This is a genomic window from Sporosarcina sp. Y1009 (assembly GCF_057669865.1).
Genome location: NZ_JBYHFO010000001.1, coordinates 518,504 through 530,922, shown reverse-complemented (window position 1 = coordinate 530,922; position 12,419 = coordinate 518,504). Strand labels below are relative to the sequence as shown.

11 protein-coding genes are annotated in these 12,419 nt (G+C 39.6%); 9 read left to right on the top strand and 2 right to left on the bottom strand.

Annotated elements, in window-relative coordinates:
* Nucleotides 1–5 precede the first annotated feature (5 nt).
* Nucleotides 6–347: a phage holin family protein gene (locus AC25Y1_RS02585; protein WP_488146365.1), complete on the bottom strand. Its 342-nt coding sequence runs from the start codon at nucleotides 345–347 to the stop codon at nucleotides 6–8.
* A gap of 217 nt (nucleotides 348–564) precedes the next feature.
* Between AC25Y1_RS02585 and dcuS the strand changes: the two genes are divergently transcribed.
* The 3 genes from dcuS (at nucleotide 565) to AC25Y1_RS02570 (ending at nucleotide 4,683) form a co-directional block, all read left to right on the top strand.
* Entirely contained in the window at nucleotides 565–2,154 is a 1,590-nt protein-coding gene (gene dcuS, locus AC25Y1_RS02580; RefSeq protein WP_488146364.1) for a DcuS/MalK family sensor histidine kinase, read from the top strand.
* Nucleotides 2,151–2,867, top strand: a complete 717-nt coding sequence (locus tag AC25Y1_RS02575; protein WP_488146363.1) for a response regulator — start codon at nucleotides 2,151–2,153, stop codon at nucleotides 2,865–2,867. The genes dcuS and AC25Y1_RS02575 overlap by 4 nt, the downstream gene beginning before the upstream one ends.
* A gap of 148 nt (nucleotides 2,868–3,015) precedes the next feature.
* Entirely contained in the window at nucleotides 3,016–4,683 is a 1,668-nt protein-coding gene (locus AC25Y1_RS02570) for an SLC13 family permease (RefSeq protein WP_488146362.1), read from the top strand.
* A 474-nt stretch (nucleotides 4,684–5,157) separates the two neighbouring features.
* Here AC25Y1_RS02570 and AC25Y1_RS02565 read toward each other — a convergent pair whose 3' ends face one another.
* Nucleotides 5,158–6,315: an aminotransferase class I/II-fold pyridoxal phosphate-dependent enzyme gene (locus AC25Y1_RS02565; RefSeq protein WP_488146361.1), complete on the bottom strand. Its 1,158-nt coding sequence runs from the start codon at nucleotides 6,313–6,315 to the stop codon at nucleotides 5,158–5,160.
* A gap of 356 nt (nucleotides 6,316–6,671) precedes the next feature.
* Between AC25Y1_RS02565 and AC25Y1_RS02560 the strand changes: the two genes are divergently transcribed.
* The 6 genes from AC25Y1_RS02560 (at nucleotide 6,672) to AC25Y1_RS02535 (ending at nucleotide 12,416) form a co-directional block, all read left to right on the top strand.
* Nucleotides 6,672–7,670, top strand: coding sequence for a DctP family TRAP transporter solute-binding subunit (locus AC25Y1_RS02560; RefSeq protein ID WP_488146360.1), 999 nt, complete (start codon nucleotides 6,672–6,674; stop codon nucleotides 7,668–7,670).
* 65 nt (nucleotides 7,671–7,735) lie between these two features.
* Complete coding sequence (locus AC25Y1_RS02555; protein WP_488146359.1) at nucleotides 7,736–8,224, top strand: TRAP transporter small permease; 489 nt, start codon at nucleotides 7,736–7,738, stop codon at nucleotides 8,222–8,224.
* A complete protein-coding gene (locus AC25Y1_RS02550) occupies nucleotides 8,221–9,501 on the top strand; it encodes a TRAP transporter large permease (protein WP_488146358.1) in 1,281 nt (426 codons plus the stop codon). The genes AC25Y1_RS02555 and AC25Y1_RS02550 overlap by 4 nt, the downstream gene beginning before the upstream one ends.
* 12 nt (nucleotides 9,502–9,513) lie before the next feature.
* Entirely contained in the window at nucleotides 9,514–9,852 is a 339-nt protein-coding gene (locus AC25Y1_RS02545) for a cupin domain-containing protein (protein WP_488146357.1), read from the top strand.
* 254 nt (nucleotides 9,853–10,106) lie between these two features.
* Nucleotides 10,107–10,766 carry a GntR family transcriptional regulator gene (locus AC25Y1_RS02540; protein WP_488146356.1) on the top strand — a complete coding sequence of 220 codons (660 nt, stop codon included), beginning with the start codon at nucleotides 10,107–10,109 and terminating at the stop codon, nucleotides 10,764–10,766.
* A gap of 36 nt (nucleotides 10,767–10,802) precedes the next feature.
* The gene (locus AC25Y1_RS02535; protein WP_488146355.1) at nucleotides 10,803–12,416 is read left to right on the top strand and encodes a M20/M25/M40 family metallo-hydrolase; all 1,614 of its coding nucleotides are present in this window, start codon (nucleotides 10,803–10,805) and stop codon (nucleotides 12,414–12,416) included.
* Nucleotides 12,417–12,419: the final 3 nt, after the last annotated feature.

Genomic DNA, 12,419 nt, shown 5'->3' with positions numbered 1-12,419 from the left:
CCACTTCAAAAACGGTACGTTTTAAGTGGCGGGAGGTTCATTACCGACATGCAAACTGCTATTATCAAAGCAGAACCAAAGCTTTCTATGATAAATCCATCACCCATAATTTTGTTTGTCAACAACAGCATAAGTGCGTTTATTACAAACAAGAACAACCCAAGCGTGAGGATTGTCGCAGGTAACGTAAAGAGTATTAAAAGCGGTCGAATCAGCATATTGGCTATCGCTAATACAATACTTGCTAGAATCGCAATTCCAATACTTTCTACAACAAAACTAGGGATTAGCCACGAAAGAAATAGGAATAAAAGTGCATTAACGAGAATACCTCCGAACCATTTCATCCAAACACAACCCTTAAAATAGTATGGTGATGGTTTAAGTATATAATTAAATAGAAGTAAAGTGAATTGTTTCATCGCATTGAGCTCTATGACCACTAAATTGGTTACTGAATTTCAAATCATCATTCCTTTGCTGTATAATTGTATCGTAACGAGTATATACAAGCACAAATCTTATGAAAATTTTTACGACACATCGAATAGAGGCCCAATGTGAATGTTTAATAAAATACGTCTCCAAACAAAAATTACCATACTAATCTGTGCTGTTGTCCTGATTTCATTATCGGTCACAGCTTATTTAATTGGCAGTAAAGCCGTTCAGAATGCAAGGGAATCTCAAGAAACGAAAGTGATGGATATTGCCACAACGCTTAGTCATACGAAGCTAATTCAAGACGGCTTAACAGGAGAGGCACCTGTTGAAGCCATTCAATCCTATACAAAAGTAGTGCAAGAAAATACAAGTGTCCAGTATATCGTTGTGCTCAACAAAGACCATATTCGACAATCCCATCCCGTGGAAAAGCGAATTGGTGAGTATTTTGTCGGTGGAGATGAGGACCTAGCCTACGAAGGGAAAAGTTATACTTCTTTAGCCAAAGGAACGCTAGGGGAATCATTAAGAGCTTTTGTTCCAATCTACGTTGAAGATGAATTAGTCGGCGTCATTTCTGTCGGAATATCATCAGAAAACATACAAGCAATTGTCTTTGAAAGTCTTCGCACAAGCTATATAGGACTCACGATTGGTCTACTGATTGGTATCATCGGGGCATTCCTACTGGCAAATCAGGTAAAACGAACACTTTACGGCCTAGAACCAAACGAAATTGCCACCTTGTTAAGAGAACGTGATGCCATGCTGGAATCCGTCAAAGAAGGCATTATTGCGATCAATGAAAAAGGTGAAATCATACTCGCAAACCAAGCGGCCAATCAAATATTTCAACAAGCAGGGCATGTGAAAAATCCAATTGGTCAGCAAGCAGACGCCTACTTATCAGAAAACTGTTTTCAAAATATCTTGGCAACAGGAGAATCGGCGTATAACCAAGAACAAGATTTGAATGGTATTGCAATCGTCGTCAACCAAGTACCTGTCATTGTAAATGATAAAATTGTCGGGGCACTCGCTACTTTTCGGGATAAAACAGAACTCACATCTCTAGTCAATCAGCTGTCTGGTGTTAAAGCATTTGCAGAAACGCTTAGAATACAAACGCATGAATTTATGAACAAATTACATGTCATAACCGCGATGGTTCATACAAAATCGTATGACGAACTTAAGGAATACACAACCTACCTGTCAGATTCCTATCAGAGAGAAATAGGGGCAGTCTCCCGTCTAGTAAAGGACCCGGTCATCTCGGGCTATTTAGTCAATAAGCTAAGCAAAGCTAGTGATTTAGGCATTCACGTTGAGCTAAGAGGTGAACAACCGCTACCCGAATTGAAGAAAATAGAGCATATGGACAAAATCATAACAATTGTCGGGAATCTCATTGACAATGCAACAGATGCGGTTCGAGATCAGGATGAAGGACATATTGAAATCATCATAAATTATGAGGACAATCAGTTTTGTTTTGAAATCGCGGATAATGGTCCAGGCATCATCACGACGGATTTTAAAGAAACATCACGAATCGGTTTATCCACCAAAGGCGAAAACCGCGGTTATGGCCTCTATTTGGTCAATAAAGCACTGACCGATGTAGATGGTGAGCTACTTGTATCCTCAGAAAAAGGGGCTGGCACTAAATTTCAAGTGAAAATTCCATATGAAGGAGGATTTGAATGATTGAGGTCTTAATAATAGAAGATGATCCGATGGTTGCGAAATTTAATGCGATTTATTTAGAAAGTATTCCTGGTTTTTCCCTTGCAGGAATGGCACAAAACGCGGAGGAAGGCTGGACATTTCTCCAACATAACAAAGTCGATTTGATTTTACTCGACGTCCATATGGGGAATAGAACAGGGCTGGAGCTTCTTAGCGATTTACGCCAATCCGATAATCCAGTTGATGTAATTATCATTACCGCTGCAAATGACAAAGGGTCCGTTCAAACAGCTCTACATCACGGTGCAGTCGATTATTTGATAAAACCATTTAGCTTTGAAAGATTTCAAGAAGCGCTGTCACATTATGCAGGGAAGTTTAAAGTCATGAGTGTCAATGAAAACATGAGTCAAGAAGAAATCGATACCTTCTTACTCAAATCAGAAAAACCACAACCAACAGTCCTCGAACTTCCAAAAGGACTTACAGTAAGAACTTTTTCAACGATTGTTCGTCAAATTATAAAACGAGAACGAACGGCATTTTCAGCGGGTGATCTGGCGGAAGAAACCGGGATTTCCCGTGTCTCGGTACGAAAGTATTTAAACCATCTCGTAGAACAAAATATGTTGAATGTTGATGTTGTGTATCAAGAAACAGGTCGCCCGTTACATCGATTCCTCCTTAAATCTGAAAAAATTGATATCCTTCAATCATTATGTCGAGAATAAGGGAAGTCACAATTTGTTCAATTGTGATTCTCTTTTTTTAGTTACAAAAGTATTTGCTTATTTACGTAAGCTATATTTAACGTGAAATAGCCTTTATAGTAACCTAACAACACAACGTAAGTAAGCGTTTACACAGGAGGGAATTATCTTGAAGACAATCGTGTCAAATGTTTGGCAAGGACTATGGCGTTCACATGACCAAACAAAGAATCTACTGAACTTTTTTTCTTATAAGAAAGATATTGATAAAGCCAAAAAGAAAAACGAATCCGTACCAGCCTCAACAACTGGCCAACCTTCACCAAAGCCAGATAATGAGTTCAATAAGAAGTCTTATGCAACTGCACAAATTGTCGGCTTAATACTTGGGCCGTTATTATTTGTTTTGACATTGTTATTCTTCACACCTGAAGGATTATCATCAGAAGCAAGGGCTGTACTTGCAGTTACATTATGGGTTGCCACTTGGTGGATTACAGAAGCGATTCCAATTCCAGCAACCTCACTACTTCCAATTTTCTTACTACCTGTAACAGGTGCGTTAGATAGTGGAACGGTGACATCAGCTTATGGAGCCGATATTATATTCTTATTTCTAGGTGGTTTCTTTATCGCAACAGCGATGGAAAAATGGAATCTGCATAGAAGAATTGCAATGGCCATCATTGCTTTCATCGGTACGAGTACGCAAAGAATTTTACTCGGATTCATGGTAGCTACAGCTTTTCTATCGATGTGGGTATCCAATACGGCAGCAGTTATGATGATGGTCCCGATGGGGTTAGCGATTACTGCGCAAGTTGCATCTGCATTAAAAGGACGACCTGAAGAGAACGAATTACCGAAATTTGAGAAAGCGTTAATCTTTGGAATTGGCTATGCAGGAACAATTGGTGGGTTAGGAACACTAATTGGTACACCGCCAAACATCATCCTAGCCGCACAAGTACAAGAGCTTTTCGATGTGGAAATTTCATTCGCAGGCTGGATGTTAATTGCTGTTCCAATTGTCGCTATTCTTACAACTGCAACTTGGCTTTACTTAGGAAGATTTGCTTTTAAAATGAGCATCAAAGGTCTTCCAGGCGGAAAAGAAGTTATTCAAAAAGAACGTAAATCACTTGGCAAGATGATTTATGAAGAGAAAGTAGTTGCAGCTATATTTGTTTTTGCTGCATTTATGTGGATCACAAGAGAGTTTATATGGGTTAACATTATTCCTGACTTAAAAGACGGGATGATTGCAGTTTTAGCAACAGTTCTCCTATTTGCAATCCCAACTACGAAAAAATACGGCAAACGTATTTTGGACTGGGAAGACTCTAAGGAGATTCCATGGGGTGTACTTTTACTATTCGGTGGTGGACTTGCCATTGCAGCAGGCTTCCGTCAAACAGGTCTTTCTGAATGGATTGGAACGCAGCTAACAGTTTTAGATGGGCTCCATATCATTGTTATTATCACGCTTTCAACGTTGGTTGTTTTAGCATTGACAGAGATTACATCGAATACAGCAACAGCAACAATGATTCTCCCAGTTCTCGCGTCATTAGCGCTTGCACTGCAGATTCACCCATTCGCATTAATGGTACCTGCTGCGATGGCTGCAAACTGTGCGTTCATGTTGCCAGTTGGAACCCCGCCAAACGCAATCATTTTTGGTACTGGGAAGATTAGAATCGTGGAAATGGTCAAAGTCGGCTTCTATATCAATATATTTGCCCTCTTGTTGATCGTTCTGGCCGTTTACTACCTCATGCCAATCTTTTGGGGAATCGATTTAAATATTGTTCCACCTGAATTTTACGGTAAATAAAACAAAGTGCCTGACCTTCTGCAATTTTTAATTGCAGAAGGTCAGGCACTTTTTTACTTAAACATTATTCTGTATGGATTTGTAGGATCGTTAACTCGTCTTCTTCGTCAATTTAGCTTTCGTTACGTTTTTTATAAAATGAGTCGAATAAATCAATGCAATAAACAAAGCAAGTTTATGGAAAGGGGAATATTCAGTATAGAATAATATAACAACTCCTATAACTGCGTAGAGTATAAACAGTAGAACTAAAAATAGCCATTTATGTACTTGCAATATGTACCCTCCTTCTGAATGATCATACCTTGCTGTGCATCTTACTCGGGCGCTCAAAAATGAATTGATCTTTACCTATATTATATAGACAATAACGATAAATTACCATTTAAATTTTAATCTTTAGTTAATTTAAAACTCAAATAAAAAACACTGCAAAATAAAATGCAGTGTCAACTATATATAATCCCACTTTTCCTAACGATTAACCCCAATAAACCGTTCAATTCGATCCAGGCCCTCAACCAAAGTCTCCATAGAATTCGCATAGGATATCCGTATAAACCCTTCGCCATACTCCGTAAAAGCACTTCCTGGTACGACTGCAACATGTTCCTGTTTAAGCAAATCAGTGGCGAACGCCCATGAAGTCAACCCAGTTACTGCGATAGAAGGGAAGATATAAAACGCGCCTGTTGGTTTAACGACGCTAAGCCCCATGGAAATAAGTCGATCGTATACATAATCTCTTCGTTCTACATAAGTCTTATTCATCACTTCAGGAGCCCCGCGACTAGTTGTTAACGCCTCGATTCCTGCATATTGGCTAGGTAGCGCAGCACAGATGGAATTGAAAAGATGCGCCTTAAGGACATGTTCCATCACATCTTCTGGCCCTAGTACAAACCCAATTCGCCAGCCCGTCATCGCATGTGATTTTGACAAGCCGTGGACGAGAAAAAGCTGATTTCGAATTTGAGGATATTCTGCAAAAGACACATGCTTTTTGTTGAATGAATTCTCACTATATATCTCGTCTGAAATAACAAAAATAGGATGTCTCTCCAAAACATTTACAAGTCCATCCATCTGGTCCTTCGTTAACGTCACACCTGTCGGATTCGATGGGTAATTTAAAATAACGGCTTTTGTCTTCTCAGTGATCAAGTCCTCCAACTTTTCAGGGCAAGGTACAAACCCTGTTTGCGAAGTATCTAAATAGACGGCTTTCGCCCCATTTAAATGGATGATCGGTTCATACCCAGAATAGATCGGGGCAGGCATAATCACTTCATCGCCTTCATTTAAAATCGTGCGTAAGATTGAGTCGATTCCTTCACTCGCCCCGGTCGTAATAATTACTTCGGAAACAGGATCATAGTGAAATTTATAGGTGTCTTCAAAAAACAACGAAACCTTTTCACGTAGCGGCAGTAAACCCGCATTATGGGAATAGCCCGTCAAGTTTTGTTCGATTGCTTCAATACCTGCTCGTTTCACACGTTCGGGTGTCGGAAAGTCAGGTTCTCCAATGGTCAGATTGACCCCGTCACTGTATTTGGCGACCTCGTTTGAAAAGACACGAAGACCAGGAACTTCGAGATCAACAATCCGTTCATTTACTCGATTTATCATTAAAACACTCCTTAAGCAAATTCACTTGTGTACTGTATACGCTAATACTAGGCGAATGAATTCAATTTGTAAATAACATTCAGGCGTAATGTTTAGAATTATTCCTATTAAAAATCAAATCGAATCGCTCAAAAACTATGCTGCTATTGGTCTAATCAGCAAAATTATAGATGGAAAAGAATCATGAAATAGGGAAAATAGGGAATTGACTTTATATGCACTATCATGTATATTTATTTAAACACATGTACACTGTATACAGTTATTAGAAAGTTATATTGTAGCGTGAAACAATTAAAATGTTGTAGTAGAGACGTTTAAGATTAATTTATAGGTATTTATAAGGGGGAGATAATATGTTGAAGAAAATCACTTATACATTTATGGGTTCGTTGGTCATGGCAATTATACTGGCGGGATGTTCAGATAGCGGCGGAGAAAATGTGAAATTACAACTCGGTCACGCCTTAACAGAAGGAACACCAGCATCGGATTTAATCAAAGAAATGGCGGGAATTGTGGAGGAAAAAACCGAGGGGCGTGTTGAAATCGATATATTCCCAAACAGTCAACTGGGATCCGAAACGGAAATGTTAGAACAAGTGCAAATGGGCACGATGGAATCAGCAGCCATCATGGCGGGTACTATGCAAGCATTGGACATGCGAATGGCGATTGAAGACTTGCCGTATATGTGGAAAGACATTGATCATGCACGAGCAGCTTATGACGGTGAGTTTGGAGATTATCTAGCAAATGTTATGGATGAACAAGGCATGACGAAAATCGGCTACCTTGAATGGGGTTTCAGACATATTACGAACAACAAACAGCCCATCGTCACACCTGCAGATATGGAAGGGTTAAAAATCCGTGTTGCGCAGTCTAAACTTCGAATTGATGCATTCGAAGAAGTTAATGCACTGCCGACAGCAATGTCATTCAGTGAAGTTTACGGCGCTTTACAACAAGGTGCACTCGATGCCCAGGAAAATCCATTAGCAAATATTGTGACACCTAAATTAGACGAAGTTCAAAAGTATTTGTCATTGACGGGCCATTTTTACAACACGATTATGCTAGTCGTTGATAATGATGTCTGGGACAAAATTTCTGACGAAGACCAGAAAATAATTTTAGAAGAATCAGAGAGAATCTCAAAAGAAGTACAAGTAAAAAATGATGAAGCTGAACAAAATTATATTGAAGAACTTAAAAATAGAGGCATGCTCGTTAATGACGATGTTGATACCAATGCTTTTCGCGAGAAAATGCTGCCTGTGTATGAAGAATGGGAAGAAAATCATTTTGGAAAAGAGTTAATGGATATTTATAGAGCAGCATCAGGCTGGTAATCTAGCAACTATTTCCTAGTTTAATCGACTAGGAAATAAACTTTAACTGGTAAAGGAGGAACATCATGTCACCGAAGTTGACCGACAATATAGTTAAATTTCTATCGATTTTATGTGTCATTGCGATAACAGGATTAACGGTTATTGTTTTCGTTCAAGTCTTTTCACGATTCATCAAGTTTTCAATGCCAGGTACGGAGGAGCTAGCAAGACTCTTAATTGTTTGGTTAACGTTCCTAGGAACAAGTTTAGCCATTCATCAAAAAATGCATCTTGGGGTAAGGTATTTTGTAAGTTTAGTGAGTGAAAATAAACAACGAGCAATTGATTTTGTTATACATATCATTACGATCGTATTCTTTGGTATTTTATTAGTTTATGGGTTCAAACTTACCTGGTCGACAATGGCGACAACTTCCTCAACACTGCAATTGCCGATGGGTCTATTTTATGGCGTAATTCCAGTGAGTTCGATATTCTCCATCTACTTTATCATCAATAATATGTTCACTAAATCTAGCCCTGGCGCTAAGAGTGGGGAGGCTACCTTATGATTATCGCCATTTTAGTCGGTTTTTTCGTCCTACTGTTTCTGGGGATGCCCATTGCATTTACGATTGGGATTGTCTCAGCAGGTGTCCTGATTTTTAGCGATATTTCGCTGGAAATAATGGTTCAGCGAATGTTTGCTGGGGTTAACAACTTTTCCTATTTAGCACTTCCGCTTTTTATACTTGCAGGGAATATCATGGGAGAAGGCGGACTTACCAAGCGTTTAATGGCGCTTGCGGACGCCATCGTTGGAAGATTTTCAGGTGGATTAGGAATGACTGCAGTTGTTACGAGCGCATTTTTCGGTGCAGTTTCCGGCTCCACTGTGGCAACCACTTATGCGGTTGGATCTGTCATTGTCCCGCGTATGAAAGAACAAAAGTATAGCAACTCTTTTATCGCCAGTATCATTGGGCCTGCGGGTGTTTTAGGCTTAATTATCCCGCCGAGTATAACAATGGTTATCCTAGGAATTACAGCGAATATCTCCATAGGTAAGTTGTTCATTGCCGGATTTTTACCGGGGATTTTACTAACAATTGTCCTCTGTATTTACGTGTCATTTATGTCGAAGAAAAAAGGTTTTGGCATCGTAGAGCATACGCATCCAACGGCCAAAGAATTTCTGGAAATTTGTACACAAGCATTTTTCCCGTTAATGGCACCGATCTTTATATTAGGTGGTATTTTTAGTGGACTGGTGACAGCGACAGAGGCAGCGGTCATTGCGGTCGTTTATGGTTTCATATTATCGATTTTTTATAAAGAATTAACGTTGAAAAAATTTAAAGAAATCATGATAAACTCGGCGTCGACTTCTGCGATTATCTTAATCATTATTTCAGTAGCTAGCGCGTTTACTTATGTGCTGACAGCGAATCGAATTCCAGCAATGATTTCTGAGTTCTTTTTACAGTTCGCAAGTACGCCGCTTCAATTCTTGTTGATGGTCTCGGTGATTTTATTCATCCTTGGTACATTAACCGAGGTGACTTCGTTAATCATCTTGTTGAGTCCGATTTTCATGCCGATTGCTTTACAGTATGGCATCGATCCGATTCACTTTGGAATGGTCCTCGTGATGAACTTTGCATTGGCAAATATTACACCGCCAGTAGGCCTGTCGCTCATCGCGGGTTGTAGTATTACGGATAAAGACATGGGAATTGAAGATACATTCCCATACGTGTTACATATTATCGGAATTGTAGCAGCTGTCGTTTTAGTTATTATATTTGTCCCGTCCATCTCGACATTCATACCAAGTCTATTTGATTAAGGAGTGCTGATGATGATTAGAAATACACAAGAAAAAAAGGTCGTTAAAAATGCTCGTGGCGGCATTGGCAGTATTGAAATGCATACAAAGATTACAAAGGAAGATCAGGTGGAGGGGTTATCACTATTTGCAAAAGTAGTGGTAAGCCCTCATTCTACGATTGGCTATCATTTGCATACGGATGATGCGGAGGCTTATTATGTGGTGAAAGGCGAAGGGGTTTTCCTCGATCACAATGAAGAAAGAGTTCCTGTAAAAGCTGGGGATTTATGTCTGATTAAAAAAGGGCAGAGTCATGGGATGGAGAATCTTACGGATCATGAGTTAGAGATGATTGCGGTTGTTTATTAGGTTAAAAAATAATGTAGTTTAACTAGAATATGGATTTCCGCTACAGGCGGACGCTTTCCAGCGGGAAACTTTGGAAAGTGTTGATAGGTGAATAGTCCCGACTTGCAAGCAAAATGGTTTGAGTGCAAGCAAGCTCGGAACTTGGTGAGTAGAAATGAACCAGAGTTAACTTTAATTAGGTAGTGTTTAAATAGAGCGTGGATTTTGGCTCTAATCCTAAAGGGTTTTTGTCATTACAATTGGGGGTGTGGGTTGTGAAGAAGATTGAGCAGAGTGAGACGTTGGCGGAGCAGGCTTATAGTTTACTGAAAAAAGCGATTATTATGGGGAAGTTAAAGGGTGATGAGTCGTTGCCGGAGGAGAAGCTTGCGACTGATTTGGGGATTAGTCGCACGCCTTTACGTGATGCACTTAATCGGCTTGCATCGGAAGGGTTAGTCATCCACCGAAAGGGTCGTCCTGCGGTTGTCGCTAGTTTTACGAAAGAACATTCATTGGAATACATGGAACTGCGAAGCTTGTTGGAAGTGCATAATATCGAGAAAATTATATCAAAAGTAGATGCACCGTTTCTGCTATTATTGGAAAATAATCTTGCAGGGCAATTAAACGCGATTGAACGGGATAGTTACCATGATTTCATCGAATTAGACCGAGAGTTTCATCTATTACTAGCATCGCCAAATAAAAACAGCGAGTTTAGAAAAATCATCCACCGGGTGAATACAGGCGTTAATCGTGCGTTTTTGATATTGTCGAGCACGATACCAACGAGTGCGAAGGGTGCTTATGAAGAGCATTTGGAAATCGTCGAAGCCTTAAAGAAACAAGATGTCCGGTTAGCGAGAAATAAAATAATTGTTCATTTGGATAACGTAGAAAAGCGATTTTTAGGGTATTACGCTGAGAATTAACTTGTAAGCTTTAATGGGAAAGGTAGGGGACCAGCCATGAAGTGGAATACACCCAATCAATTAGAAGAATTATTATGCGAGGTTGTTAGTTGGGACAGCAGAACAGGGACCACCGGTGAAATCGAATTTGCAAGTAAAATTAAAGACAAACTACTAGAACTCAAGTATTTTCAAGAAAATCGTTGGCAAATCCAATTTCATGATGCAGGAAAAGGCCGTAACGCAGTAACAGGCTTTTATAATAGCGGTGTCACGGCTAAAACGATTGTACTCATCAGTCATTTCGATACGGTCCATACGGAAGAGTTTGGTAGTTTGGAAGCGCTTGCATTCCGCCCCAGAGCATTAACTGAGGAATTTAAAACGAAAATTAATGATTTGCCAAAGGATGTCCAAGTGGATATTAAATCGGATGAGTATTTATTTGGCCGAGGTACAATGGACATGAAAATGGGCCTTGTTTTACATTTACATTTACTTGAAATGGCGACCACTGAAAAATGGCCGATCAACTTGATTTTGTTAACCGTACCCGATGAAGAAGTGAACTCATCCGGCATGAGAGCCGCTGTCAGTGGGTTAATCGATATACGAGAAGAGTACGGGGTAGACTATGAGTTGTTTTTAAACAGCGAACCGTCATTTTCACAAAAACCGCAAGATGAAAATTATTATATTTACTCAGGAACAATCGGGAAAATCATGCCTTCCGCTTTATTTTATGGAAGGGAAACACATGCTGGCGAACCGTTAAACGGCATAACAGGGCATTATATGGCTTCTTATTTAACGAAGGCGATGGAGTTCAACCCGGATTTCGTCGAGGAATTTTATAATGAAAAAACACCATTACCAATTTGTTTGAAAATCAGTGACTTGAAAGAGAATTATTCAACACAAACATCTCATCATAGTGCCGCGTTATATAATGTCTTTCTCATGCGACAAAATGCAACGGATATTATGACTATATTTAACAAAACAGCAGTTGCAGCAATGGCAGAATGCGAAAAGGATTACAAAGCGATTTGTAAACGCGAAGACGTCAATCCGATTGGCGACATTAAAGTACTGGAATACTGCGATTTACTAGACTATGCAGAAGAAAAATTAGGCATAGCAAAAGTCGTAGAAATTAAAAACATCGTGATGTCGGATGAAACGCTCGACGAACGCGACATGTCGATTCAAATTTGCGATCGATTAATGCTAAACTGTCAAGAACTAGCACCAGCAACCATCCTATTTTATGCACCGCCGTACTACCCGGCGATTAACTCATCAGAGAATGAATTAGTTACTGAAAAGATAGCGCTGACACAAGAAGTATTGAAGGAAAACTTTGATGTTGACGCAAAACAAGTTCATTACTTCAATGGGATTTCAGATTTAAGTTACGTTAACTATGATGAAAATGATACCGGATGGAAAGCATATAAAAATAATACGCCTTTGTGGGGAGATTTATACAGTATACCGTTCGAAGAAATGCAGCGGTTGCAGGCACCGGTGTTGAATATCGGGCCATTTGGGAAAGATGCGCATAAATTGACGGAGCGGTTGCATAAGGAAAGTGCATTTGTGCAGACGCCGTTTGCTTTGAAGGTTGTTGTGGAGAGTATGTTTGCGGAGCAAGTAAAAACAAGGTGAGCT